Raw genomic sequence first — 24,822 nt, 5'->3', positions numbered from 1 at the left:
TCCTCCTTCGCATGGCTCACATGCAATCTAGTCGTTTGTGGAATGCCTCATCGACTCCCTACCGTGAAACGCATGATTTCCTTTCTTGGTCTGGGGCGCATGGGCGCCCCGATGGCCCGGCGGCTGGTGGCGGCCGGGTACGAGGTGACGGTGTGGAACCGCACCCCCCGCGTGGTCGAGGGGGCCACCGTGGCGACCTCACCGGCGTCGGCCGTGGCGGGTGCGGAACTAGTGATCACGATGCTCGGCGACCCGGCGGCGGTGTGGCGGGTGCTCTCGGACGCGGCGCCGGGGCTGCGGGCCGGAACCGTGGTCGTGGAGATGTCCACGATCGGGCCCGAGGCGGTGGCCGGGCTCCGCGACCTGCTTCCCCCCGGGGTGGGGCTGGTCGACGCGCCGGTCCTGGGCAGCGTGGGGCCCGCCGGGGACGGCACGCTGACGATCCTGGCCGGCGGGCTCCCCCAGGACCTGGCCCGCTGCCGGAAGACGCTGGAGGTGTTCGGCCGGGTACGCGAGGTGGGCGGCCCGGGCGCGGGCGCGGCGATGAAGCTGGCCGTGATGAGCGCGCTGGTGCCCGCCCAGGTGCTGCTCGCCGAGACCGTCGCCTGCGCGGAGGCGACCGGGGTGGACACCGGGACGCTCCTGGACGTGCTCGGCGGCACACCGCTGGGAGCGCTCGTCGAACGGGTCCGCCCGGCCGTCGAGAACGGCCCGGACGAGACGCGCTACGCCCTCGGCCTGGCCGCCAAGGACATGGCGCTGGCCGCGCACGACACCCGGACCCTCGCCGCCGCGGCCGGGAGGCGACTGGCCGGCGCGACGGAGGCCGGACTGGGCGACGCGGACCTGACGGCGATCTTCACGCACCTCACAGCGACCGGTCCCGCGGGGGCGGCCCGGGACACGGAGCGGATCGATCAGCGGGGCCGTACCGGCGTGGAGAGGATCAACCCGGCCACGGTCCCCGCCACCAACGGGCGTTACTCCCATGCCACCAGGGCGGGGGACCTGCTGTTCGTCTCCGGGCAGGTGGCCCTGGACGGGGAGGGGAAGGTGGTCGGCGAGGGGGACATGACCCGCCAGTCCGAGTACGTGATGGACCAGCTGTCCCGCATCCTCGCCGACCAGGGCTGCACGTTCGACGACGTGACCCACATCCGTACCTTCCTGACCGACATGTCGCTGCTGCCGGAGTACGCGGCCGTGCGCGGGCGCCACATCACCGGCGAACCCCCGGCCAGTACGACGGTGGAGGTGTCGCGGCTGTTCTCGCCGGGGCTGCTCATCGAGGTGGACGTGATCGCCGCCGTCCCGGCGGGGCGGTACTAGGCCAGGGGGCCGGTGACCGTCTCGGCGGCGGCGACGACCGCGTTGGCCGCGACGAGCCCGACCACCGTCTCGATCTCCGGTGCCAGGAAGCGGTCGGGTCCCGGGCCGGGAACGGCCTGGCGCAGGGCGGCCACCACGGCTCCGGTCGCCGGGGCGGGCCGCAGCGGGGCACGCAGGTCCAGGGCCCGCGCGGCGGTGAGGATCTCCACCGCGAGCACCCGGGTGAGGCCGTCCACCGAGCGGCGCAGCTTGCGCGCGGCCGACCAGCCCATGGAGACGTGGTCCTCCTGCATGGCGGAACTCGGGATCGAGTCGACACTCGCGGGTACGGCCAGGCGCTTGAGCTCGGAGACCACCGCCGCCTGGGTGTACTGGGCGATCATGTGACCGGAGTCGACACCGGGATCGTCGGCGAGGAAGGCCGGTAGGCCGTGGTTGCGTGCCACGTCCAGCATGCGGTCGGTGCGGCGTTCGGAGATGCTCGCCATGTCCGCGGCCGCGATGGCGAGGAAGTCGAGCACGTAGCCGACGGGGGCACCGTGGAAGTTTCCGTTGGACTCCACCCGGCCGTCTGCCAGGACCACCGGGTTGTCGATCGCCGAGGCGAGCTCCCGTCCGGCGACCGAGGCGGCGTGCGCCAGGGTGTCACGGGCGGCACCGGCGACCTGCGGGGCGCACCGCAGGGAGTAGGCGTCCTGGACGCGGGTGCAGGTGCCGTCCCGGTGGGAGTCCATGATCTGCGAGCCCGCGAGCAGCGCCCTGAGGTTGGCGGCGCTGGCCGCCTGCCCGGGGTGCGGGCGCAGGGCCTGCAGGTCGGCGGCGAAGACGCGGTCGGTGCCCAGCAGCGCCTCCACGCTCATGGCCGCGCCGATGTCGGCGGTCCTGAACAGGCGGGCGAGGTCGTCCATGGCCAGGATGAGCATGCCGAGCATGCCGTCGGTGCCGTTGACGAGCGCGAGCCCCTCCTTGGCCACCAGTTCGACGGGCTCGATGCCCGCCTGCTTGAGCGCCTCCGCGGCGTCGGCCCGCTCTCCGGCGGCGTCCCGGACGACCCCCTCCCCCATGATCGTGAGGGCCACGTGGGAAAGCGGCGCGAGGTCGCCTGAGCAGCCGAGGCTGCCGTACTCGTGCACGACGGGGGTGATCCGAGCGTTGAGCAGGCTCTCCAGCACCTTGGCCGTCTTCGGGCGTACGCCGGTGTGGCCGGTGGCCAGGGTGTGCAGGCGCAGCAGCATCATCGCGCGGGTCACCTCGACCTCGACCTCGGGGCCGGACCCGGCGGCGTGCGAACGGACGAGGGATCGCTGCAACTGCGCGCGGAGCGCCGGGTCGATGTGCCGGGTGGCCAGGGCTCCGAACCCGGTCGAGACGCCATAGGCGGGAGTGGGGCTCTCGGCCAGTTCGTCCACGCGTGTGCGGGCCGCGGCCATGGCGGCCACGGCGTCGTCGGTGAGGCGCACGGGGGCACCGTACCTGGCGACCTCGACGACCTGCTCGAAGCTCAGCGGCTCCGGCCCGACGTTCACGACCTCGTTGTCGCGCATGCTGTCACTCTCTCGCGTAGGTTGAACCCGGTAACTGGTGAACCCATTACTGGCTCCTTACATCTCACGATACCGGTAGCGCTCGGTTTGGGGAGCGGCCGGGTATTCGCTAGAGTTCTCGCAGTGAGTCCGGGCAGGCCCCGGAGACACGCGGAAGTGGCTCAGTGGTAGAGCATCACCTTGCCAAGGTGAGGGTCGCGGGTTCGAATCCCGTCTTCCGCTCGGAAGGGACTCCGGTCCCCCACTCGGTGGAGTGGCCGAGAGGCGAGGCAACGGCCTGCAAAGCCGTGTACACGGGTTCAAATCCCGTCTCCACCTCTGGTTCACAGCGAGGACGATTAGCTCAGCGGGAGAGCGCTTCCCTGACACGGAAGAGGTCACAGGTTCAATCCCTGTATCGTCCACCACCGCTCATGGCCGCCATGAGCAGGTCAAATGGCCGTCAAAGCCCTGGTTCAGGGGCCTTGGCGGCCTTCTGGCTTCTCTGGGTGATGTCGGTTGTTCCGGGTTGCTATCAGCACCGGTGCCGACGTTGCGCTGACGCTCGATGACCTCACCTGACGCCCTTGACCCGCCAGGGCCCCGGCTTGGTCTCGTAAATCAGCCGGCCAGCCTCACGCCTTCGTCATCACGGTGAGAATGTCTCCGGGCTGGAAGCGTCCGGCGGGCTTCGTGCGGGAGTTCGTCGCGGAAAGGGCCGCTCTCTTCACCCGTCGCCCGCGGTGAGCGGTCACTCGGCGCCGCCGTCCGCCGTCGAGGTGTCCACGCGCACCGGCCGGAGCAGGACCACGGTCAGCAGCGCCGTCAGCGCCGTGCAGGCGGCCCCGAGGAGGGCGGCCAGGTGCATGCCGTCGGTGAAGGCCGAGCGGGCGACGTCGAGCAGGGCCGCTCCCGCCTCTCCCGGTATCCGCGCGGCCACCCCGACGGCGCCGCCCAGGGTCTCGCGCGCCGCCTCGGCGTACTCGGGGGGCAGCGCGGGACCCGTCGCGGTGAGCCTCTCGCCGTAGACGGCCAGGCCGATGCTGCCCAGGATCGCGACGCCGAGCGCACCGCCCAGCTCGGTGGCGGCTTCCATGATCGCGGACGCCGAGCCCGCGCGCTCCGGCGGGGCGACAGCGACGATCATGTCGGAGGCCGTCGCCTGCACCGCTCCGATCCCCGTCCCCAGCAGGAGCAGGCCGCCGATGAAGGGCCACCGCTCGGAGTCCACCTCGATCCCGCTCATCACCAGGAAGCCTCCGGCGACGAGCATCATGCCGCCGCCCATGATGTGTCCCGGGCGTACCCGCTGCGCGATCACGGCGGCCAGCATCGAGCCGGCGAGGGCGGTTCCGGCCGCGGGCAGGGTCAGCAGCCCCGCGACGAACGGCCGTAGCCCGAGCACCATCTGCAGGTACTGCGCGACGAAGTAGAACAGCCCCACCAGGGCGAAGACCGCGAGCGTGCTCGCGATCAGGGACACGGTGAAGCACCGGCCGGCGAACAGCCTCAGGTCGAGCATCGGGGTGGGCAGCGTCCGCTGCCTGTGCAGAAAGGCGACGCAGAACACCGACCCGGCGACGACGCCGAGCAGCGCCTGGAGGCCGGGGCCGTCGACGGCGAACTGCTTGATCCCGTAGACCGTCGGCAGCACGGCCCCCAGTGAGAGCGCGGCACTGAGCAGGTCGAACCTCCAGGGGCGCGGATCACGGTACTCGGGGAGCACGATCGGCCCCAGCGCCAGCAGCAGGACCATGATCGGCACGTTGATCAGGAACACCGACCCCCACCAGAGGTGCTCCAGCAGCCGGCCTCCCACGATCGGCCCCAGCACGCTGCCCCCGGCGAAGCCGGCGGCCCATACCGCGACGGCCATCCGGCGCTGCCGCGGATCGCGGAACATGTCCCGGATCAGCGCGAGGGTGGGCGGCATCAGGCTCGCCGCCGCAGCGCCCTGCAGGGCGCGGGCCGCGATGAGCGACTCGGCGTTGGGAGCGTACGCGGCGATGACCGACGTGATACCGAACGCGGCGGCTCCGATCAGCAGCAGCTTCCGGCGGCCGATCCTGTCCCCCAGGGCACCCATCGTGATCAGCAGACCGGCCAGCAGGAAGGCGTAGATGTCGACGATCCACAGCAGCTGGGAGCCGGTCGGCATGAGGTCCGCGCTCAGGAAGGGCAGCGCGAAGTAGAGCACCGTCACGGTCACCGAGACGAGCAGGACGGGCAGGACGAGCACCGCGAGTCCGAGCCATTCCCTCCGCCCTGCCGTGGCCACCGTTCGCACCATTGCCGAAACCTCCTTGGATACCCTGTACGCCAAATATGCGTATACATCGTACGCAAAATTTTTGGACGCATGCAAGGGTTGCTATCCAGGCCAAGGCGGCATGCACTAACGTGCGGAAATATCTTCAAAACAAGGCAGTCCAGCCAGGTGGCGGCATATCTCACTCGCCATAACGTCACATCGCTACCTTTCATTACGTCACAAAAAACGCGTGTTAGAATTTCGTCACACCAGTGGGCGTGCCGGAATTGGACGAGGACGCATGTTGACGTGTGCGCAATGTGGAAAGCCGTTGGACGCCGCGCCCCGGGGGCGACGCCCGCGGTACTGCTCCCGTGCCTGTCAGGCACGGGCCTACCGGATCCGCACCGCCGGACGAACCGCGCGCCTCGCCGAGCCCGAGCCGCGGACCGTTCTCCCCACGCCCCCGCCGAGCACCGGTGATCCGGCGGGACGGCACGAGCCCCCAGCCGGCTTGAGCACCGAGCGGATCGTGCGCACCGCGGTCCGGATCGCCGACGCCGAGGGGCTGGACGCGCTGTCGATGCGCCGCGTCGCGACCGAGTTGAGCACCGGTGCGATGTCGCTGTACCGCTACGTGCCGGGCAAGGACGCGCTCGTCGAGTTGATGGTCGAGGCCGTCTTCGGCGAGGACCCGCATCCGGGCTCCGCTCCCGGTGGCTGGCGCACAGGGCTGGAGGCCGCGGCGAGGCGGGAGTGGCGCATGTACTCCAGGCACCCCTGGGTACTGCGGGTCATCGCCACCCCCCGGCCGCCGATCGGGCCGAACGTGCTGGCCGACGTCGAGTGGGCGATGCGCGCCATGGACGGCCTCGGCCTCGACCCGACGACAACGCACTGGGTGGCCATGACGGTGAGCGCGCAGGTGCAGGGCGCGGCCCTGCTGCTGGTGAACGAAGTGGAGGCCGAGCGTCGCACCGGGGTCACGGCCGGGCAGTGGCGTGTGTCGAGGACGCCGGCGCTCCTGGAGATCCTGGAGTCCGGGCGGTTCCCGATACTGTCCAGACTCCACGCGGAGCGGGGGGACGTGATCGACATCGACGAGTGGTTCGAGTTCGGCCTGCGGCGTCTCCTCGACGGTCTCGCCGTCCTGGTGGAAGGCCGGGAGAAAGGGACCGCGTACGAGGCGGAGCCGGATTCGGCCCGCGGTCCGGCACGGTAAGGACCGTCGCGTGGCGGTGCGGTGCCCCGGGCGGTGAGACCCCGCGGTCGACGGACTTGTTCACCCGGTCTTGGCCGTGCATTGGCGGCCGGGAGACACCGAAGACGCGTAGCATCGGCGTTCTGTGGCATTCATTCGTTTCCTGCTCGGACTCACGGACACGGAGGATCATGAACGGCCCCCTCATCCCCGCCGCCCGCGCGGCGGCCGACCAGACCGGGCCGGGCGAGATCCCCGCGTCGCGGCGTTCCTCCCTTCCGGAGACGGTGAAGACGTCGTGACGAGCCTGTTGCGCAATCCCGTGAAGAACTACGACTGGGGCTCGCGCACGGCCATCGCCACGCTGGCCGGGCGCCCCTCCCCCGCGGAGCGGCCCGAGGCGGAGATGTGGTTCGGCACCCACCCGTCCGGCTCCTCGTCGGTGCTGCGGCGGGGGACGTGGCACTCCCTCGCCGAGACGGTGGCCGCCGACCCGGTGGCCGAGCTCGGGGAGAGGACCGTTGAGCGGTTCGGCTCGCGGTTGCCGTACCTGCTGAAGCTGATCGCCGTAGACCTGCCGCTGTCACTGCAGGTTCATCCGTCGCGGCGGCAGGCGGAGGAGGGCTACGCCAGGGGCGTCTACGTCGACCCGTTCCCCAAGCCCGAGCTGATCTGCGCGCTGACCCCGTTCACCGCGCTGGCCGGGTTCCGTCCGCCCGCGGAGGCCGCGGCGCTCATCGGCGGGCTGGGCATCCCGGAACTGGAGCCCGTCGTGGCGCCGCTGGCCGCCGGCGACGCCTCCGCCGCGCTCCGCGCGCTGGTGGAGTGGCCGAAGGATGACAGGGCGGACCTGGCGGCCGCGATCGCGCGTGCCGCGTCGGCCTCGGGCGGCCCCGACGACGAACTGGTGGTACGCCTGACCGGCATCCATCCGGAAGACCCGGCCTGCCTCGCCCCGCTCTTCCTGCGCCGCCACGAGCTGCGGCCCGGTGAGGCGCTGTTCCTGGGCGCGGGAGTCCTGCACTGCTACCTGAGCGGTTTCGGTGTGGAGATCATGGGCAGCTCCGACAACGTGCTCCGCGCGGGGCTGACCAGCAAGCCGATGGACGTCGACGAGCTGCTGCGCGTCACCGACCCCTCGATCTCACCCCTGCCGGTCGAGCCGGTCGGCAACCTCTACCGCACTCCCGCCCCGGAGTTCCGCCTCGGCACGGCCGTTCCGGGCTCCGGGCTCACCCTGGAGGGCGGAGTACCACGCATCCTGGTGTGCACCGAGGGCGAGGCCGAGGTCGGCGGGCAGGTGCTGCAGCCGGGCGAGTCCGTCTTCGTCCCCGCCGCCCACGGCGCGGTTGAGCTGCGCGGCCCCGGAACGATCTTCTGGGCCGAGCCGGGCCTCGACTGACCCGCCCACCACCGCGGCCGCCGTAGGCCGGGGCCGAGGAGGCACGGCGCACGCCATCGTCTCCCGTCCCCGGGCAGGCCTGGGCCGGTCACTCCGGGCCGCGGTCGTTGAGGCGCGCCTCCTGCCGGCCCTGGCCGAGCTCGTCGGCCCGCAGCGCGAGGAGGACATCGGGGCGCAGCAGCCGGGAGGGGGCGTCTAAATCCAGCAGCCGGAGGATGCGGCGCAGGCGGTAGCTGACGGTGTTCTCGTGGATCGACAGGTGCTGCGCGGTCAGCCGTACCGACAGGCCGCAGGCGAGGTAGGTCCGCAGGGTCTCGATGAGCACCGGGCTGGGTCTCAGCGGGGTCAGCACCGTGTCCACCAGACGGCCGGCGTCGAGGGGGTTGCCGATGAGAAGCACCTCGGGAATGACACGCTCGAAGTGGATCACCACGCGGTCGGCCCCCATCCGCAGCCCGGCCTCCAGGGCGGCCAGTGCCTCCCGGCACGACCCACCCGCCTCTCCGAGCCTGGGCCGCGGCTCACCGAGGCCCAGGACGAGGCCCGGCGGGATGCCCGGCCGGCGGGCGGCGCGGGTCAGCGCCTCGTCGAGGCCGGGCGCGTCGGCGAGCAGCAGCAGCGTGGTGGCTCCCTTGCTCCCGACGAGGACGCGGCTGCGCAGCCGGGGGCGCAGCGAGTCGAGCACCGCCTTCTGCGCCCTGGCGAGCGCGAGGGGGCTGGTCACCTCGACCATGCCGATCGCGGCGGCGCGGTGCGGCACCTGGGCGGGCACTCCGACGAGCCGGGCGCGCTCCTCGACGTCGGCGGGATCGAGCGGTTCCCCGCCGGCGAGCCGGGACACCAGGTCGGTGGCGATCTGGTCGAGATGGGCGGCGGCCTCGCTGCGGGTCTGGCGGTAGGCGTCGGTCGAGGCGTCGATCATGGAATCGGTCAGCGCGGCCAGCCGTTGCACGAGCCCGGCGAGATCGTGGCCCCTGGCCGACGGCCCGGCCGCGGCGGCAAGCCGCTCCAGCAACGCCCGCTCGGCGGTGTGCCAGGAGGCGACCAGGCTCTCGATCGGCACGCCCTGGATGGCCCGCCGCTGACCGAGCGCCGCCGCGGACAGCAGTTCGGCCTCGGTGAGGGCCCGCCGCTCGGCCACCGCCGAGAGCACGGCGGTGAGGTTGGGCGCGACCACCTCGGTGAGGTCCTCGACCTCCATCCGCGCCTGGTCATATCCGGGCAGGCGCTCCCAGACGGTACCGACCAGAGTGGCCGCGATCTCCTCGACCTGCGCGAGGAGGCCGCGAGCCTTTTGTGTCATGTCCACAAAAGCGATCTCTCCATCTTCCGGCAGAGCCACGTAGTTGGGCATACGCCCCTTAATGGACTATGGACTATCCCAGGGCACAGCCCCAGTCAAGGAGGGCGCTATGAGTACAAAAGTGGAGTCGGAGTCGATCTCCACCGACCTTGACGACCACGCGCTGGAACCTGTGCCCGCGCACCGGCGTAAGTCCCTGATCCAAATGATCATTGTCCAGATCGGCTGGAACATCAGCGTCAGCAGCTTCCTCGTCGGCGGTGTCGTGGGCGGCGGGACCACCTTCGGCGAGGGAATGGCGGCGATCCTCGTCGGCAACCTGGTTCTGGTGGCCGTGTCCGCGCTGATCGGGCTGGTCGGCTATCGGACCGGCCTGTCCAGCTACCTCGCCGCCAGGGTCGTCTTCGGCCGCCAGGGCGCGGTCGTGGTCTCGCTGCTGCTCGGTGTGATCGCCATGGGGTTCATCGGGGTGCTGATGGACACCTGGAGCGGGGCGGTGCACAAGCTGATTCCGGCGATCCCGCCATGGGCCTTCATCCTGGTGTTCGGCGCCGCCATCACCACGACGGCCATCTTCGGGTTCAAAGGGCTGGCGAAGTTCTCCGCGATCGCGGTGCCCATCGAGGTCGCGATCGCGCTGCTGGCGCTCTTCAAGATCGGCGGCGGGGACGGCGGGTTCGCCGAGGTGGCCGCCCAGCAGCCCGCGGTGCCCATCGGATTCGCCGTCGCGGTCGGCGCCGTCATCTCGACGTGGATCACCGGTGCCGCGCTCGTCGGGGACGTGACGCGTTTCGCCTCCCGCGGCCGCGACGTGATCATCTCCTGCTTCGCCGGATTCGTCGTGGGCGCGGGCGTCTTCGAGATCATCGCCACCGTCTCGGCCATGTCCGTGGGCAACAGCAACTTCGTGCTGGTCATGCAGGGACTGGGCCTGCTGGCCCCGGCCGCGGTGATGCTGGTGCTGGCCCTGTGGAACACCGCCGACAACAACCTCTACTCGGCCTCGCTCGCCTTCACCAACGCCTCCAACACCCTGGGGCTGCGGGTCGGCAAACCCGCCTGGACGATCATCTCGATCGTCATCGCGGTCCTGGTCGCCTTCGCCGGTCTGGCCGCCCAGTTCCTCGTCTTCCTGAACGTCATCGGGATCATCGCACCGCCGTTCGCCGGCGTGCTCATCGCGCACTTCTGGATCCTGGCCCGTCACCGCACGGGCGACCAGCTGCTGGAGTCGGCACCGGCCGTGCGGGCCGAGGCCCTCGTGGCCTGGGTCGTGGCGGCGCTGCTGGCGAAGTACACCGACGTCCTGCTGACCGACGCGATCGAAGGGTTGGTCTACGGGTTCGTCTGCTATGCCGTACTGGGCTGGGCGGTGACCGCTCTCAGGCGGAACGCCCCTGTCCCGGTCACGGCCGACGCACGGGAAGGAGATGTTCGATGAGATTCGGTCTGGGGGTGCCCACGGGCACGGAGGGGCTGATGTATCCCGTCCCCTACGCCGACGCCGCCGAGGCGGTCGAGCTGGCCGTCCAGGCCGAGCGGCTGGGATTCGACTCGGTCTGGGGCAACGACCACGTGACCACGCAGGGCTACGTGCGCGAGGAGTTCGACACCCCGCCCCGCTACTACGACCCGTTCGCCTATCTGAGCTACGTCGCGGCGCTCACCAGCCGGATCCGGCTGGCCACGGCGATCATGGTGCTGCCGTTCCGCAACCCGGTGGTGGCCGCCAAGCAGGTCGCCACCCTCGACCGGCTGTCCGGAGGCAGGGCCGTGCTGGGCGTGGGCATCGGCGCCTACCGCGAGGAGTTCGAGGCGATGAACCCCGGGCGGCGCATCAACAGGGGCGAGCACGCGGCCGAGGCCATCCAGGCGCTCAACGCGTTGTTCACCGAGCGGCGAGCCTCCTTCAAGGGGCGCTGGGTCGAGTTCGAGGACGTGGAGTCCTATCCCAAGCCGGCACAGCCCGTGCTGCCGATCCTGTCCGGCGGCAACGCACCGGGCTCCCGTACCCGCGCGGCGCTGCACGCCGGCGGATGGCTGCCCGCCTGCCTCACCCCCGGCGAGGTGGCCGCGGGCATCGCCGACATCAGGGCGCAGGCGGCGGCCGCGGGCCGCGAGCTGCCCGGCGGGTTCGAGGTCGCGCTGCAGGTGGCGGTCTGCGTGGCGCCCACCCATGAGGAGGCCTGGCGCAGATTCCGCGCCTCCCAGCTCCACAACCACATGGTCTCGCTGTCCGGCACGACACTGAAGGACCAGGGCGTCTCCGACCTGGCGAGCCGCAATCTCATCGGTACTCCGGACAGCGTGGCCGAGCAGATCGCCGCCTACCGGGAGGTCGGCGTCGACACCCTCGCCGGGCTGCTGTTCGCGGCCGACACCGTGCCGGAGACGCTCGACGCCATGCACGAGTTCAGCGAGACCGTCATCGCCAAGCAGGCGGGAGGGCGGCCATGAGCGCCCCTCCCCCCGCCCCGGACGTCGACCTGCGCCGGCTGGCGTCGGAGCGGGTCGCCCGGCTGCGTGAGGCCCTGGCCGGGGCTCCGTTCGACGCCGTCGTCCTCACCACTCCGGAGAGCGTCCTGTACGCCACCGGCTACCGCAGCGTGGCCGGGGCGCTGTTTCGCGCCCACCGGATGGCGGCCGTGGTGACCGGCGACGACTGCTGGCTGGTATGCCCGGCCGCCGACACCGCCCCCGCGGTGGACGGCGGCGTGCCGGAGGACCGGGTGGTGCCGTTCGGCCGGTTCTACTTCGAGTCGTCCGGCCCCACACCCCTCACCGGTGCCGCCGACCGGCACCCCGACCTGTACGCGGCGCTCGCCACCGCGACCCGCGCCGCCGGGACGGGGCTCCGTTACGGCGTCGAGGGGCTCGACGGCGAGGAGGCCCTGCGCGAGGCCGCGGGCGATCCCGGCGCGGCCGACGCCACCGGCTGGGCGAGCCGGGTCCGCGCGGTGAAGCTCCCCGGCGAGGTGGCGCTGCTGCGCCACGCCGCCCGGCTCGCCGAGGCCGGAGTGCACGCCGCTCTGGAGATCGCCGTGGAGGGGGTGACCGAGCACGCGCTCGCCCAGGCGGTGGCCGCCACGATGGTCGCCGGGGGCGCCGAGCCCCGCTTCGTGGTGGCGACCACCGGCCCGCGCTCCGCCCTGGCCGACGCCCACCCGACCGACCGGCGCTGGCGCCCCGGCGAACTGGTCCGCTTCGACATCGGCTGCCTGTACGCCGGCTACTGGTCCGACATCGGACGCACCGCGGTGCTCGGCGCGCCCGACGCGCGCCAGGCCGGCCACTACGCGGCGATCCTCGCCGGCCTGGACGAGCAGGTCGCCCTGACCCGTCCCGGCGTGACCGCCTCGGAGGTCTTCGACGTCGCGATGCGGACGGTGCGGCGGGAGGGGGTCACGCCCTACCGGCGCCAGCACTGCGGGCACGGCATCGGCCTCGCCGTCTACGAACCGCCCATCGTCTCCCCCGGCGTGGAGACGGCACTGGAGGCGGGCATGACATTCTGCTTCGAGACGCCGTACTACAACCTCGGATGGGGCGGGATGATGGTGGAGGACACCCTGGTGGTGACCGGCGACGGAGCGGAGCTGTTCACCCGCTCGCCGAGGGAGCTGACGGTGGTGCCGGCATGACCCCGGCCTCCCGCTACCTTGGCCGGCTGGCCTGCCAGCGGTGCTCGGCGACCTACCCCGACCCTTCACTGGAGCTCGTCGGGCGTGGCTGCCCGGCCTGCGAGAAGGAGGGGGCGCCCGCCAACGTGCTCCCGGTCTACGACCTCGGCGGCTTGCGCGGCCTGCCCTGTGACCCCGCCCAGCCAGGGCTGTTCCGCCACCGCGCGCTGCTGCCGCTGGACGGTGCCACACCGGCGGTGAGCCTGGGCGAGGGCGGCACTCCGCTGGTGCCGCTCCCCCGCACCGCCGAGCGCCTCGGGCTCGGCGCGGTCCTCGTCAAGGACGAGACCCGCAACCCGACCTGGTCCTACAAGGACCGGCTGGCCGCCGTGGCGGTCACCAAGGCCGTGGAACTGGGCGCCCCCGCGGTGGTCGTGGCGAGCACCGGTAACCACGGGGCGGCGGTCGCCGCCTACGCGGCGCGCGCGGGGCTGCCCTGCGTGGTGCTGACCGTGGCGTCGGTACCGGCCACGATGAAGACCCTGATGCAGGTGTACGGTGCTCGCGTCGTCGCCCTGGAAAACCCCCGGGATCGGTGGCGTCTGATGCGGCGGCTCGTCGAGGAGCGCGGCTGGCTGGCGATGTCCGGGCACGCCGACCCGCCGGTGGGGTCCATCCCCTACGGCATCGACGGCTACAAGACGATCGCCTACGAGATCGTCGCCGACCTCGGCCGGACCCCCGACCACGTGGTCGTGCCCGTCGCCTACGCCGACGGGCTGGCCGGGATCCGGCGCGGCTTCGCCGACCTCGTGGAGTCGGGGCTGGCCGACCGGATGCCGGTCCTCGTCGCGGCCGAGCCGTTCGGCCCGCACGGCACCGCCCTGGCCGCCGGCACGGACACCGCGGGACCGGTGCCGATCACTCCGTCGGTCGCGTTCTCCATCGCCTCGCCGTACGGGACCTTCCAGGGCCTGGCCGCGCTGCGGGCGACCGGCGGGCGGGCGGTGTCCGTCCCCGACGACGCGCGCATCCTCGACGCGCAGGGCAGGCTCGGCCGGGAGGCCGGCCTGTACCTGGAGGCCTCGTCCGTCACCGCGCTGGTCGCGGTGGAGGACCTGGCCGGGTCGGGCGCGCTGCCCGCCGACGCCACGGTGGTCGTGGTCGGCACCTCCACCGGCCTGAAGGACATCGGAGCCACCGCCGCCACCCTGCCGCCGGTGCCCGTCGTGGAACCCACGCCCGCCGCACTCGACCGGGGACTCGCCGCACTCGGCCGGCGGAGCGGCGACCTCGGCCCGGAGGACGACCGATGAGACTCGCGTTCTCCATCTCCGGGCACCGCGACGCCGCCTCCGCCGTCGCGGTCGCCAGACTCGCCGAGGATGCCGGGTTCGACACCGTGTGGATCACCGAGGACTACTGCGAGCGCGGCGCCTTCGCGCTGGCCGGCGCGATCGCCGCGGTCACCGGGCGGATCCGGGTGGGCATCGGGGTGGTCAACCCCTGGACCCGCCATCCGGCGCTGATCGCCATGGAGCTCGCCGCCCTGGAGGAGATCAGCGGCGGGCGCGCGATCCTCGGCCTCGGTGCGAGCAACTCCCGCTGGATGACCGACCAGCTCGGCATCCCCTTCGACCGGCCGATCGGTCGCCTGGCCGAGGCGGTCGACATCGTCAGGGCGATGATGACCGGCGAGCGCGTCGACCACCGGGGCGAGCACTTCCGCGTGTCGGCCGGGCTGTCCTTCACCCCGCCACGCCGCACCCTGCCGATCGTGCTGGGGGTCAAGGGTCCGCGGGCGCTGGCCTTGGCCGCCGAGCGGGCGGACGGCCTGCTGCTGTCCATCCTCTCCTCCGCGCCCTACGTCTCCTCGGTCCGCGAGCGCGTCGGAGCCGGGATGGAGCTGGCCGCCTACGTCGGGCTGTCGGTGGGCGAGGACGCGTGCGCGGCCCGCGACCGGCTGCGCCCCATGGTGGCGACCTACCTCGGCGTGCACGGCGACCACGAGATCACCAGAACCGCGGGGCTCGACGCGGGGTTGTGCGCCGCGTTCCGCGAGGGGTGGCTTTCCGACGCTCCGCGCACCGACCTCGTCGACGACGCGCTGCTCGACCTGTTCGCCGCCGCCGGGACGGCCGCCGACGCCGCCGCGTCACTCGGCCGCCTGGCCGCCGCCGGCCTGGACGTGGCGGTCGTCCGCGACGACCCCGACACCGATCCGGGACGGCTCATGCACGCGGCCGCCCTCGCCACCGGCCGCTGATCCGCCTGGCGACGGGCGCTCACCGTCCATACCGGCCCGCTATGACGGATAACCCGCACGGTGTGCGAAGCGTCCCCGCCAGCGAGGCTGGAGGTTATTCGATGACACCATCCGAGATGGTCGCGGACCAGGACCTCCATCTGGAGCTGATCCTGGTCGAGGTACTGCACCATGAGGCCGAGCACCTGGTGACCGGCTGAGCACCCCGGTCCCGGCTCCAACGGGGGGAGCCTGGACCGGGGGCGCTTTCGGCGTGGTCGATCTCGCAGGTGAACGACACGAACCACCGGCCCTTCTCCAACCGGAGGGTCGCCGGCAGAATCCGGCCCGTGCCGCGCTCCGGATCCACACCATCGGCGCCTGGTCGTGAAACCGGCTCGCCCAGATCGGCAAGCTACTCGAAGCCGACCTGGACCATCTTGACACCCTGCTGATCCGCAACCTGGCGTACCGGATGGACGACCCGGTGAGCGGATGACGCCGGCTCAGCGGTCGCCCTCGCCGCGCGCGGCGAGGGCCTCGCCCAGTTCGTCGGCGTGACGCAGGGTACGGATCAGAAACGGCACCGCGAACGCGATGACCGAGCGCTGCGCCCCGCGGGCCTTCGCCGCCTCGCGCACCTCAGCGGCGATCTTGGACAGTACGGTCACCGACTGCAGGGTGAGCCCGACGAGCAGACCGAGCCGGTCCGGACGCACTCCGAACCGCCGCAGCGGCCGCAGCCCGCGCTCGACGGCGGACACCACGTCGTCGACCCTGGTGGTGATCGTGAACAGGTTCGCCGCGGTCAGCGCGGCCACGATCCGCAGGCATACCAGCACGGCCGCGTCCAGGCCGAGCAGCCACCACTGCAGCGCGAACATGAACGCCACCAGCACTCCGAGCGTGCGGGCGACCCGCAGGCAGCTCCTAGGCGAGATCCGTGCCAGCGCGTACCCCAGGACCACCGCGGCGCAGATCCCGCCGAGCCACCCGGGAGAGCGCAGCACGAACACCACCGCCGCGAGCCCGAGCAGGGCGAGGAGCTTCCAGCCGGCCGGTGTCCGGTGCAGCGGACTCGATCCCGGTTCGTACCATCCACCCAACATCAGCCGACGAGCTTCCGGTAGTGGCGCAGCGCGGGTTCCGGCTCGTCGTCGGCCACCACGCGGCCCCCGTCGAGCACGATCACCCGGTCGAAGTCGCCGAGCAGGTCAAGATCATGGGTAACCAGCACCACCCGCTGTCTCAGCCCCGCGAGCAGGGTGCAGAACTGCCTCTTGTTCCGCAGGTCGAGCAGCGTCGTCGGCTCGTCACAGACGAGCACGTCAGGGTCGAGCACGAGCATCCCGCACAGCGCGAGCAGCTGCTTCTGTCCGCCGGAGAGCTGGTGCGCGGGATGGTCCGCGTAGCCACCGAGCCCGTGTTCGGTCAGGATCTCGGCCGCTCGCGCGGCACGCTCCCCGGCGGAGAGCCCGCTGCGCCGCAGGGAGAAGGCGACGTCCTCGCCCGCGGTCGGCATCACGATCTGGCTGTCCGGATTGGTGAAGACGAACCCGACGCGCCGCCGTACCTCCCGGCCCTTGCGGCTCGGGTCCAGCCCGTCAACCAGCACCCGGCCCGTGCTCGGCAGCACCAGGCCGTTGATCATGCGGGCCAGGGTGGACTTTCCCGAACCGTTCGCGCCGACGAAGGCCACCCGCCGCTCGGACAGGCGGAGGTTCACCTCGGACAGCACGACCCGCTCGCCATAGCTGTGCCCGACGTCCTCGAACTCGATCACGGAGCCGTCTTCCACCTTGTCCGGGAGCGGGGGGTCGTGAACATCATCCGGTCCGCGTCGCCGGTCTCGCCGACAGGTCCGGCAGCGCGCGATGCACCACGGCGGCGATCAGCGAGGCGGCCACCACCTTGACCGCGTCACCCGGCACGAAGATCAGCGACTGCAGCGCGGCCGCCGGCAGGTCCCCGATGTACACGCCGAGGAACGGAATGCCGATCAGGTAGTCGGCGACCAGCCCTGCCGCGTTGGCCAGCAGCAGCACCGGCAGCCCGACGCGCCTGGCGCGCGACACGATCAGACCGGCGACCAGCGCCGACAGGACCCAGCCGATCAGGAATCCACTGCTCGGCACGGAGAACGAGGCGATACCACCCCGCCCGCCGGAGAGCAGCGGCAGGCCGATCGCGACCAGCCCGAGGAACAGCACGACGGAGGCGGCGCCACGGCGTGCGCCCAGGATGCTGCCGGCCAGCAACGGCCCGGCGTTCTGGATCACGATGGGGACGCTCGAACCGCCGACGTAGATTCCGGGAAAGATCCCGAGCACCGCGATGAAGGCGGCGAAGACGACCGTACGGGCAAGATCGACAGCGGGCAGGGGGGAGCGGGGTTCTGACACAGAAGACACAATATCCGCTGGTAATCCAGCAGATACAACGGTCCCTCCCCGGCCGGTCATGGCGCCTCTTCCCATCGGGAGGACACGTCCCATCGGCCGTTCGCCATGGCGGGAGGAATGAATGTTTCAGGCTCGCCGCCCGCCTTTTCGCAGCTTTGGCAGGTCATCCCCATGCCGGAAGTCGGCGCTGTTCGCCGCCTATCTTCGGACGGCCGCCGATGTGATACTTCCGGTGCCGGGAAGCGCCCGCGCGTTTTCCCGGAACCACACTTCGTTCGTGCCGCAGGAGAATTGATGCGCAGAGTGCGAGCCTTACTCGTTTCGCTCTTCCTGGCCACCGGCCTGGCATTGTCCGTTGGTGTGCTGCCCGCGCAGGCCGCAACACTCAGGAACGTCTACTACTACGACTGGGACTGCCACCGGGTCGGGAACCTCGGCATCCAGGAGGGCTGGTGGACCTCCTACACCTGCACCCCCCAGAACGGCCTCTGGTTCCTCTACGCGTGACGCCTCCCCGGCAGCCCGCCTGCCGGCCGGCTGCCAGGAGTGAAGGACCCGGGACCCGACTGACCGCCGGGTCAGGACACGACGTCCGATCCGGCGGCCACCGCGCGTCACGGGCGCGCGAGAAGGGTCGCGATCCCCTGTCCCACGCCGACGCACATCGTGGCGACGGCGTGCTCGTGTCCCTCGTCGGCCATGGTCATCGCGGCGCTCAGCGCCAGGCGGGCGCCGCTCATGCCGAGCGGGTGGCCGAGCGCGATCGCGCCTCCGTGCGGGTTGACGTGTTCGGCGTCGTCGGGCAGTCCGAGCAGGCGCAGCACCGCCAGGGACTGGGCGGCGAAGGCCTCGTTGAGTTCGATGGTCCCGACCCGGTCCAGGCCGACGCCGGTCCGCTCGGTGAGCCGCCGCACCGCGGGTACCGGGCCGATGCCCATGACCCGCGGCTCGACGCCGACGCTCGTCGTCGCGACGATCCGCGCCAGAGGTTCCAGGCCGTAGCGTGACACCGCCTGCTCCGAGGCCAGGAGCAGGGCCGCGGCGCCGTCGTTGACCCCCGAGGAGTTGCCCGCGGTGACGGAGCCTCCCTCGAAGAGGGGCCGCAGCGCGGCGAGCCGCTCCAGCGAGGTCTCGCGGGGATGCTCGTCGTCGGCGACGATCGTGGGGTCGCCCTTGCGCCGGGGCACCGGCACGGGGACGATCTCGCGCCCCAGGCGGCCGCTCGCCTGTGCCTTCGCCGCCCGTTCCTGGGAGCGCAGCGCGAAGGCGTCCTGGTCCTCACGGCTGATGCCGTGGTCGTCTGCGACGTTCTGCGCGGTGCGCGGCATGGCGTCCGTGCCGTACGTCCGCTGCATCTCGGGGTTGACGAAGCGCCAGCCGATCGTCGTGTCGTGGATCTCCGCGGTACGGCCGAAGGCGGTGGCCGCCTTCGGCTGCACGAACGGCGCCCGGCTCATGCTCTCCACGCCGCCCGCGATGACGAGGTCGGCGTCGCCCGCGACGATGGCGCGGGCTCCGTAGGCCACGGCGTCGAGGCCGGACCCGCAGAGCCGGTTCACCGTCACCCCGGGCACGACCACCGGCAGGCCGGCCAGCAGGGCGGCCATCCGGGCGACGTTGCGGTTGTCCTCCCCCGCCTGGTTGGCGCAGCCGAGCACGACCTCGTCGGTCGCCTCCCAGTCGACACCGCCGTACCGGGCGGTCAGCTCGCGGACGACGTGGGCCGCGAGGTCGTCGGGGCGTACCTCGGCGAGGGCGCCGGCGTACCTGCCGACAGGGGTGCGGACCCCGGAGACGAGATAGGCGGTGCGGGTGACGCTCATGCGGGGTCTCCGGAAGAGTACGCCCGGCCCGCACCCTTGGTGGTGAGCGGCGACACGTCGGCCTTGTGAAGATCGGCCATCGGCTGTTCCTTCCGGATCGATTCCGCGCGCCCTGTGCCGGTAGCGCCTGGCCTTGCCAAGATACTCAGGCACCCCGTGATCGATTCACTCGGCCCGCGCCTAGCCGCTCATCGGCCTCGGCCGAGCGGGCACACCGAGCGCGGCGATGACACCGAGTCCCGGCCGTTCTACATTCACATCCGGCAGAAACATGACCTGTTGGAGGTCCAATGTCCCGTCGTGACCTGATCGACCCCGAATCCCGTGTTCCCCTGGACGGGCTGCTCGGGATGTTGCCCGGCGGCTTCAACACCATCCCCGACATCGTCCAGCGCCGAGCCGCCGTCGAAGGCATGATGGGCGCCCTCGAAGTGCCCGAGAACCCCAACGTCACCAAGGAGGACCGGACCGTCCCCGGCCCCGACGGGGAGCCTGACATCACCGTACGGATCTACCGGCCGGTCAACGCGTCCGGCACGCTGCCCGGCGTCTACTACATCCACGGTGGCGGCATGATCCTCGGCAACGTCGCGGGCGAGGACGCCGCCGCGACGATGATCTGTGACCAGGTCGGGGCCGTCGTGGTCTCCGTCGAGTACCGCCTCGCCCCGGAGCACCCCCATCCCGCCCCGGTCGAGGACTGCTACGCGGGCCTGGTGTGGACGGCGAAGAACGCCGACGAGCTGGGCATCGCCCCGGAACGCCTGGCGATCTACGGTGCCAGCGCCGGTGGCGGGCTGACCGTCGGCACGGCTCTCCTGGCGCGGGACCGCGGCGGCCCGGCCCTTTCGTTCATGATGCCGATCTACCCGATGCTCGACGACCGGAACGAGACGCCGTCGAGCCACGAGATCACCGACATCGGGATCTGGGACCGCGCGGGCAACGTCGAAGCCTGGGACTGGTACCTCGGGGGCAAGGAGGCCGACCGGTACGCGGCCCCGGCGCGCGCCGAGGACCTGTCCGGTCTCCCCCCTGCCTTCATCGACGTCGGCACCGTCGACCTGTTCCGGGACGAGGACATCGCGTTCGCGCAGCGGCTCATGCAGGCGGGCATCCCGACCGAGTTGCGCGTCAGTCCGGGCAGTTACCACGCCTCGGAGACGTTCGCGCCGGAGGCGGAGCTCTCCAGGCGAATCTGGGCCGGGCGGATCGACGCCCTCAGGCGCGCTCTCGGTTGAGGGGGACGCCCCGGCGCCGTGGACCGTTCACGGCGCCGGGACGTGCCCGCCTCAGCCGACGCGACCGGAACGGGGATGTTCCGCGGCGCGCGGACGTCGCGACGGGCCGTGGAACCTCGCGGAGTACCGCGACAACCTATCCAGGCCGTTCACCGGGCGTTCGCCGACGGCGGTGCCCGGTGGGAAAGCGCTGTGCCGATCAGCCCGCCGGATATCAGGTGGTGCAGTTCGTGCCGTTGAGGGTGAACGATGCCGGTACACCGGTGTTGCCGGCGTGACCGGCCTGGAAGCCGAACGAGGTCGAACCACCCGCCGGGATGGCCGCGTTGTAGCTCATGTTCCTCGCGGTCACGGCACCGCTCGCGGGCGTGATCGTGGCGTTCCACGCCGAGGTGACGGTCTGGCCCGAAGGAAGCGTGAAGGCCAGGGTCCAGCCGTTGATCGCGGAGGTGCCGGTGTTGGTGACGGTCACCGAGGCCGTGAGGCCGGTGTTCCACGCGTTGGTGGTGTAGGCGACCCGGCAGGGCGCGGTTCCCGGGGTGGGGGTCGGCGTCGGGGTGGGGGTCGGAGTCGGGGTCGTGCCGTCCAGGCCGAAGAACGAGATGACCATCGCGGCCTGGCCGCCCAGCGGCAGGTTGTGCCCCACGCCCTGGAGGCTGATGGCCTCGACGGCGGAACCGTACCGGGTGCGGGTCCAGGTCGGCTGGGGACTGTCGGTGGAGGTGGGGGTCTGGGAGAGGCCGTGGACATTGGTCCACTGCTTGATCTCCTCGGTGAAGTTCGGGTAGCGCAGCGTCGTGTCCTCGGTGCCGTGCCAGACCTGCATCCTCGGGCGCGCCCCCGTGTAGCCCGGATAGGCGCCGCGGACGAGGTCTCCCCACTGCTGCGGCGTCTTCGTCACCTGCCCGTTGGCGCAGGCACTGTTCCACGTCGAGCCGTCGGTGGTGGCGAAGCAGCCGAACGGCACGCCCATGAACGCCGCCCCGGCCTTGAACACGTCGGGGTAGTCGCCCAGCAGGACGTTGGTCATCATGCCGCCGGAGGAGGCGCCCGTGACGAACACCCGGCCGGTGTCGGCGTTGTAGCGGGACGTCACGTAGTTGACCATCGACACGATGCCGACGGGGTCGCTGTTGCCGTTGTGGGTGAGGGCTCCGGGTGAGTAGACGTCGAAGCAGGAGCCACTGCGGGTGGCCGACGGGTAGATGACGATGAAGCCGTACCGGTCGGCCAGCGACGCGAACTCGGTGCCGGAGTAGAACGCCGGACCCGACCCGGTGCAGTAGTGCACGGCCACCAGGATCGCGGGACGCGCGGCGACGTTGTTCGGGACGTACAGGTGCATGCGGAGGTTGGTCGGGTTCGTGCCGAAGCCTGTCACCTCGACGAGCGAGGCGGCCCCGGCGGGCGGCGCCGCCATCAGGCCGACGGCGACGAGCAACGCCGCCACGATGCCCAGGAGTCGTTTCATCTGCTCTCCTCTTGTCGAAACCTTCTGAGCATCACAGAAATATTTCAACCATCAAGAGCCGGGAAGATCACATTAGGCTGACCTGGAAATGCATAATTAGGGGGATGAAAGTTTCGGAAGGATCCGTATCAGATTGGCAGCCAGAGCACGGCGGAGCCGTGCTGAGACCGTGCGCCAGATACGATCACTGATCGCTTCGGACACGACGCCACTCGTGGAGACCGGGGACTCGTGGTTCAACGGCATGCGGATCCCACTCCCCGACGACGCGGGCTTCGAGGTCGAGATGCGGTGGGGGCGCATCGGCTGGTCGGTGCCCGCGGCCCCGGGCCACGCGCCGGGCGCTCCCGGGCGGAGCCGACAGCCGACGCCGGCTCCGGGAGATCCGGGCAGGCCCCGACGATCGCGACGTAGTGCTCGAAAAGCAGCAGTTGCCGATGAGTCATGGCGGTGGTGTGAACCAGGCCGCCCAGCGCGCTCTGCACACCGGCCGTCGCCGCGACGAAGATGGACACGTCGCCGACGGTGAACCCCTGCCGGCCCGCGACCACCAGGATCCAGATCAGCCCGCCGCCGGAGATGAGCGCCGACGCGACCAGGCGGTCGAGTAATGATCTTTGTTGACCACGCCGCCACGATCGGGATGACTCCGCCTGCCACGGCGATCGCCGAGAAGCCCAGCGTCTGGCCCTGCGCGGAACGCCACACCAGCCGCAGCGCCTTCGTCCCGCCGACCAGCAGTGCGCGTCGGCCAGGCCGGACACCGCCGGCGGCGGCGTGGCCGACGCTCACGCCTGCGCCGCGACCAGGAGCTGGTCCAGGTCGGATGTAACCGCCCGTACCACGCCCTTTCACTCCTGTCGACTTTCACATCAAGAGGCGCATTTTGTAACTGGATATCAGATTTTTACCAGCCAATTCATGCCACTGATTCATTCCGTAATATGCCAGTTTCATCCGAAACGGCCCTGTGGTTTCGGCTGACCTTCATGCTGCCGGCGCTCGTTACGCCTTCTCCGCCACCGCCGAGATCTCAAACTCGCCGGTCAGCGGATCGTCAGGGCGTACTCGACACGCGGCGGGGCTTCTGAGCTTCCCCCACAGGACGGGCACATCACCCTGGCGGTCCCGCCCTTTCCACCGGCCTCTTCGGTGGATCGGTTCGGTCTCGCACACCCGATCGCGGTCTCGGCCAGGGCGTTGGCGCAGCCGCTACCGCCGGTGTCCGTCCCACCGCATCGGAGGCCGAGCCGGGTGAACGTGATCCGGCGAAGGCCGGCGTCGGAGAAGTGCATACGCACCACACCAATGGACCTTCGCCCCACCGGCCCCGTTCGAACAAGGGCGGCCGACCCTTTTTAGCCAGGATCAAAAGGTGTTGTGGCTGGAATTCGGCCGAGGCAGTCTTACCAGCGGGGCCCAGTGGCGACGGTGCGGCGAACAACGGACACGCAGGCCGGCACTCCACCTTGCAGGCCGTGTCCGGAAGCCTTCAAGAAAGATCTGGGCTGCGTATCCGTTGAAAGTCTCGCCGTCGCCACCGGAACCCCCGAAAGACAACGAAAGCCACCTCATCGATCTCCAGGCCGGTGACCGCACGAAGAGTTCGGCTTCTTATGCACTATTCGCCGAACAGCTGAACAGCAGTCGGTCCCACCTCACCGACGGGTCGCGCCGCAGCAGGTCCGTCACCCGGCGCAGTTCCTCGTCAACCGTGATGACCTCCAGGATGCCGGAGGGCAGCGGCTTGTTCGGCTCGGCGTCGATTCCCAGGGTCGCGACGTCACCGGACCGGGCGACGGCGGCGGCGCGGTATCCGGCGCAGTGGGTGATACTGCCGACGACCCCTGGGGGCCAGACCGGTGCGCCCTTCGCGCCCGGCAGCACCGGCATCGGCGGGTACCCCAGGTGGCCCAGGGCGTCGCGGGCGCACCAGCGCGCGGTGGTGAACTCGCGGCGCAGCGACATCGCGGGCAGCCCGGTGGCCCGCCGATGGTGGGCCAGACCGTCGAGGAAGGCGTTGGCCGCGGCGTAGTTGCCCTGCCCCGCGCCCCCGGCCAGGCCGGCTACCGACGAGAAGAGCACGAACGCGGCGAGATCCATGCCCCAGGTGAGCTCGTGCAGATGCCAAGCAGCACCTGCCTTGGGCAACAGCACGGCATCCAGCCGCTCAGGCCGCAGGGAGGGAATCGTCGCGTCGTCCAGCATCCCCGCCGCGTGGACGACCGCGGTCAGCGGATGCTCGGCGGGTACGGCGGCCAGCAGGCCGGCGAGCGCGTCCCGGTCGGACACGTCGCACCTGGCGATGGTGACCTCGGCACCGCAGGCGGCCAGCTCGGCCCGTAGCTCGGGGGCGCCCGGTGCCTCCGGCCCCCGGCGACCGGCCAACAGCAGATGCCGTACCCCGTGCCCGCTCACCAGATGCCGCGCCACCTCGGCGCCGAGCCCGCCCGTACCACCGGTGATCAGCACCGTGCCCTCGGGGTCCCATCGCCGTACGGTCTCCTCGCCCGGCGTCACCGGCGCCAGGCGCGCCACGCTCAGCACCCCGTCACGCACCGCGACCTGCGGCTCACCACAGGCCAGCACGGCCGACAGCAGCGCCCTGGACGGCTCCCCCGGCACGTCGAGGTCGACGAGCACGAACCGGCCGGGGTCCTCCGCCTGCGCGGCACGGACCAGGCCCCACACGGCGGCCCCCGGCAGGTCGATCACGCGGTCGGCCGGTTCGCCGGTCACGTTCGAGACCACCGGGATCCGCGGCGGCGCGAAGACCAGGCCCTCGGCCACCCGCCGGTACTCCGCCGGCATCGGCTCCATCAGCGGCGAGTGGAACGCGTGGCTCACCCTCAGCCGCGTCGTCCTGCGCCCTTCGGCCTCCAACCGGGCGGCGACCCGGGCGACCGGTCCCTCGGCACCCGCGGCGGCAGACTCCCCGAGGCCACCACCCAGTCCGCCGAGCCGGCCGCCCCCAGCACCGCGGTGGCCAACGCCTCCAACTCCGCCGCCGA

At 71.4% G+C, this 24,822-nt stretch carries 20 protein-coding genes and 3 tRNA genes; 14 read left to right on the top strand and 9 right to left on the bottom strand.

The window, feature by feature from the left end; genetic code table 11:
• The first annotated feature begins 72 nt into the window (after positions 1-72).
• Positions 73-1,329, top strand: a complete 1,257-nt coding sequence (locus tag IG98_RS0130445) for an NAD(P)-binding domain-containing protein (RefSeq protein WP_030919895.1) — start codon at positions 73-75, stop codon at positions 1,327-1,329.
• On the opposite strand, the gene hutH is transcribed toward IG98_RS0130445, so the two are convergent.
• Positions 1,326-2,873 (bottom strand): histidine ammonia-lyase, encoded by a 1,548-nt coding sequence (hutH, locus tag IG98_RS0130440; protein ID WP_030919892.1) that lies wholly within the window; start codon positions 2,871-2,873, stop codon positions 1,326-1,328. The two genes, IG98_RS0130445 and hutH, sit on opposite strands and share 4 nt — an antisense overlap.
• Before the next feature lie 150 nt (positions 2,874-3,023).
• On the opposite strand from hutH, the gene IG98_RS0130435 reads away from it, so the two are divergent.
• The 3 genes from IG98_RS0130435 to IG98_RS0130425 all read left to right on the top strand — a co-directional run bounded on the left by IG98_RS0130435 (position 3,024) and on the right by IG98_RS0130425 (position 3,280).
• Positions 3,024-3,095 (top strand) — tRNA-Gly (locus IG98_RS0130435).
• Between the two features lie 25 nt (positions 3,096-3,120).
• Positions 3,121-3,191, top strand: a tRNA-Cys gene (locus tag IG98_RS0130430).
• 14 nt (positions 3,192-3,205) lie between these two features.
• A tRNA-Val gene (locus IG98_RS0130425) sits at positions 3,206-3,280 on the top strand.
• 323 nt (positions 3,281-3,603) lie between these two features.
• On the opposite strand, the gene IG98_RS0130420 is transcribed toward IG98_RS0130425, so the two are convergent.
• Complete coding sequence (locus IG98_RS0130420; RefSeq protein WP_030919889.1) at positions 3,604-5,142, bottom strand: MFS transporter; 1,539 nt, start codon at positions 5,140-5,142, stop codon at positions 3,604-3,606.
• Positions 5,143-5,617: 475 nt separating this feature from the next.
• Here IG98_RS0130420 and IG98_RS0130415 point away from each other — a divergent pair, with 475 nt between their 5' ends.
• Positions 5,618-6,325, top strand: coding sequence for a TetR/AcrR family transcriptional regulator (locus tag IG98_RS0130415; protein WP_051753184.1), 708 nt, complete (start codon positions 5,618-5,620; stop codon positions 6,323-6,325).
• Positions 6,326-6,602: 277 nt separating this feature from the next.
• Positions 6,603-7,706 (top strand): mannose-6-phosphate isomerase, class I, encoded by a 1,104-nt coding sequence (gene manA / locus IG98_RS0130405; RefSeq protein ID WP_211264171.1) that lies wholly within the window; start codon positions 6,603-6,605, stop codon positions 7,704-7,706.
• An 88-nt stretch (positions 7,707-7,794) separates the two neighbouring features.
• Here manA and IG98_RS0130400 read toward each other — a convergent pair whose 3' ends face one another.
• A complete protein-coding gene (locus IG98_RS0130400) occupies positions 7,795-9,009 on the bottom strand; it encodes a PucR family transcriptional regulator (protein ID WP_030919881.1) in 1,215 nt (404 codons plus the stop codon).
• 109 nt (positions 9,010-9,118) lie between these two features.
• Here IG98_RS0130400 and IG98_RS0130395 point away from each other — a divergent pair, with 109 nt between their 5' ends.
• Genes IG98_RS0130395 through IG98_RS0130375 form a run of 5 tightly spaced genes read left to right on the top strand, consistent with a single transcriptional unit; the run spans position 9,119 to position 14,895 of the window.
• Positions 9,119-10,450 (top strand): purine-cytosine permease family protein, encoded by a 1,332-nt coding sequence (locus IG98_RS0130395; RefSeq protein ID WP_169750210.1) that lies wholly within the window; start codon positions 9,119-9,121, stop codon positions 10,448-10,450.
• Positions 10,447-11,466: an LLM class flavin-dependent oxidoreductase gene (locus tag IG98_RS0130390; RefSeq protein ID WP_030919876.1), complete on the top strand. Its 1,020-nt coding sequence runs from the start codon at positions 10,447-10,449 to the stop codon at positions 11,464-11,466. The genes IG98_RS0130395 and IG98_RS0130390 overlap by 4 nt, the downstream gene beginning before the upstream one ends.
• Positions 11,463-12,650: a M24 family metallopeptidase gene (locus IG98_RS47510; RefSeq protein WP_051753183.1), complete on the top strand. Its 1,188-nt coding sequence runs from the start codon at positions 11,463-11,465 to the stop codon at positions 12,648-12,650. Before IG98_RS0130390 ends, IG98_RS47510 begins: the two co-directional genes overlap by 4 nt.
• A complete protein-coding gene (locus tag IG98_RS0130380) occupies positions 12,647-13,945 on the top strand; it encodes a threonine synthase (RefSeq protein WP_084195766.1) in 1,299 nt (432 codons plus the stop codon). The genes IG98_RS47510 and IG98_RS0130380 overlap by 4 nt, the downstream gene beginning before the upstream one ends.
• On the top strand, positions 13,942-14,895 hold the full coding sequence (locus IG98_RS0130375; RefSeq protein WP_030919870.1) for an LLM class flavin-dependent oxidoreductase: 954 nt from the start codon (positions 13,942-13,944) through the stop codon (positions 14,893-14,895). The genes IG98_RS0130380 and IG98_RS0130375 overlap by 4 nt, the downstream gene beginning before the upstream one ends.
• A 485-nt stretch (positions 14,896-15,380) precedes the next feature.
• On the opposite strand, the gene IG98_RS0130365 is transcribed toward IG98_RS0130375, so the two are convergent.
• The 3 genes from IG98_RS0130365 to IG98_RS0130355 are packed head-to-tail and all read right to left on the bottom strand — an operon-like array spanning position 15,381 to position 17,276.
• Positions 15,381-15,983, bottom strand: coding sequence for an energy-coupling factor transporter transmembrane component T family protein (locus tag IG98_RS0130365; RefSeq protein WP_030919867.1), 603 nt, complete (start codon positions 15,981-15,983; stop codon positions 15,381-15,383).
• Positions 15,983-16,657, bottom strand: a complete 675-nt coding sequence (locus IG98_RS0130360) for an energy-coupling factor ABC transporter ATP-binding protein (RefSeq protein ID WP_030919865.1) — start codon at positions 16,655-16,657, stop codon at positions 15,983-15,985. The genes IG98_RS0130365 and IG98_RS0130360 overlap by 1 nt, the downstream gene beginning before the upstream one ends.
• Before the next feature lie 43 nt (positions 16,658-16,700).
• Entirely contained in the window at positions 16,701-17,276 is a 576-nt protein-coding gene (locus IG98_RS0130355) for a biotin transporter BioY (RefSeq protein WP_030919863.1), read from the bottom strand.
• A gap of 294 nt (positions 17,277-17,570) precedes the next feature.
• On the opposite strand from IG98_RS0130355, the gene IG98_RS0130350 reads away from it, so the two are divergent.
• Complete coding sequence (locus IG98_RS0130350; protein ID WP_030919860.1) at positions 17,571-17,783, top strand: hypothetical protein; 213 nt, start codon at positions 17,571-17,573, stop codon at positions 17,781-17,783.
• A gap of 107 nt (positions 17,784-17,890) precedes the next feature.
• Here the strand turns inward: IG98_RS0130350 and pcaF are convergent, their stop codons facing one another.
• Positions 17,891-19,099 carry a 3-oxoadipyl-CoA thiolase gene (gene pcaF, locus IG98_RS0130345; RefSeq protein ID WP_030919859.1) on the bottom strand — a complete coding sequence of 403 codons (1,209 nt, stop codon included), beginning with the start codon at positions 19,097-19,099 and terminating at the stop codon, positions 17,891-17,893.
• A gap of 290 nt (positions 19,100-19,389) precedes the next feature.
• On the opposite strand from pcaF, the gene IG98_RS0130335 reads away from it, so the two are divergent.
• A complete protein-coding gene (locus IG98_RS0130335) occupies positions 19,390-20,340 on the top strand; it encodes an alpha/beta hydrolase (protein WP_030919857.1) in 951 nt (316 codons plus the stop codon).
• Positions 20,341-20,554: 214 nt separating this feature from the next.
• On the opposite strand, the gene IG98_RS0130330 is transcribed toward IG98_RS0130335, so the two are convergent.
• A complete protein-coding gene (locus IG98_RS0130330; RefSeq protein WP_030919854.1) occupies positions 20,555-21,811 on the bottom strand; it encodes an extracellular catalytic domain type 1 short-chain-length polyhydroxyalkanoate depolymerase in 1,257 nt (418 codons plus the stop codon).
• Between the two features lie 413 nt (positions 21,812-22,224).
• On the opposite strand from IG98_RS0130330, the gene IG98_RS50980 reads away from it, so the two are divergent.
• A complete protein-coding gene (locus IG98_RS50980; protein WP_157594602.1) occupies positions 22,225-22,422 on the top strand; it encodes a hypothetical protein in 198 nt (65 codons plus the stop codon).
• A gap of 1,003 nt (positions 22,423-23,425) precedes the next feature.
• Here IG98_RS50980 and IG98_RS54655 read toward each other — a convergent pair.
• Positions 23,426-24,658 (bottom strand): SDR family NAD(P)-dependent oxidoreductase, encoded by a 1,233-nt coding sequence (locus IG98_RS54655; protein ID WP_030919848.1) that lies wholly within the window; start codon positions 24,656-24,658, stop codon positions 23,426-23,428.
• Between the last annotated feature and the right edge of the window lie 164 nt (positions 24,659-24,822).

The sequence above is a fragment of the Streptosporangium amethystogenes genome (assembly GCF_000721075.1).
GTDB lineage: Bacteria > Actinomycetota > Actinomycetes > Streptosporangiales > Streptosporangiaceae > Streptosporangium > Streptosporangium amethystogenes.
This window is presented reverse-complemented; position numbering and strand designations above follow the sequence as displayed.

Excerpts from the sequence above, each read along its gene's own strand:
- IG98_RS0130445 (WP_030919895.1), top strand. The coding sequence starts at position 73 with ATGATTTCCTTTCTTGGTCTGGGGCGCATGGGCGCCCCGATGGCCCGG.
- IG98_RS0130350 (WP_030919860.1), top strand. The coding sequence starts at position 17,571 with ATGCGCAGAGTGCGAGCCTTACTCGTTTCGCTCTTCCTGGCCACCGGC.
- hutH (WP_030919892.1), bottom strand. The coding sequence starts at position 2,873 with ATGCGCGACAACGAGGTCGTGAACGTCGGGCCGGAGCCGCTGAGCTTC.
- IG98_RS0130330 (WP_030919854.1), bottom strand. The coding sequence starts at position 21,811 with ATGAAACGACTCCTGGGCATCGTGGCGGCGTTGCTCGTCGCCGTCGGC.
- IG98_RS0130390 (WP_030919876.1), top strand. The coding sequence starts at position 10,447 with ATGAGATTCGGTCTGGGGGTGCCCACGGGCACGGAGGGGCTGATGTAT.
- IG98_RS0130380 (WP_084195766.1), top strand. The coding sequence starts at position 12,647 with ATGACCCCGGCCTCCCGCTACCTTGGCCGGCTGGCCTGCCAGCGGTGC.
- IG98_RS0130375 (WP_030919870.1), top strand. The coding sequence starts at position 13,942 with ATGAGACTCGCGTTCTCCATCTCCGGGCACCGCGACGCCGCCTCCGCC.
- IG98_RS0130400 (WP_030919881.1), bottom strand. The coding sequence starts at position 9,009 with ATGACACAAAAGGCTCGCGGCCTCCTCGCGCAGGTCGAGGAGATCGCG.
- IG98_RS0130395 (WP_169750210.1), top strand. The coding sequence starts at position 9,119 with ATGAGTACAAAAGTGGAGTCGGAGTCGATCTCCACCGACCTTGACGAC.
- IG98_RS47510 (WP_051753183.1), top strand. The coding sequence starts at position 11,463 with ATGAGCGCCCCTCCCCCCGCCCCGGACGTCGACCTGCGCCGGCTGGCG.
- IG98_RS0130420 (WP_030919889.1), bottom strand. The coding sequence starts at position 5,142 with ATGGTGCGAACGGTGGCCACGGCAGGGCGGAGGGAATGGCTCGGACTC.
- IG98_RS0130335 (WP_030919857.1), top strand. The coding sequence starts at position 19,390 with ATGTCCCGTCGTGACCTGATCGACCCCGAATCCCGTGTTCCCCTGGAC.
- IG98_RS0130365 (WP_030919867.1), bottom strand. The coding sequence starts at position 15,983 with ATGTTGGGTGGATGGTACGAACCGGGATCGAGTCCGCTGCACCGGACA.
- pcaF (WP_030919859.1), bottom strand. The coding sequence starts at position 19,099 with ATGAGCGTCACCCGCACCGCCTATCTCGTCTCCGGGGTCCGCACCCCT.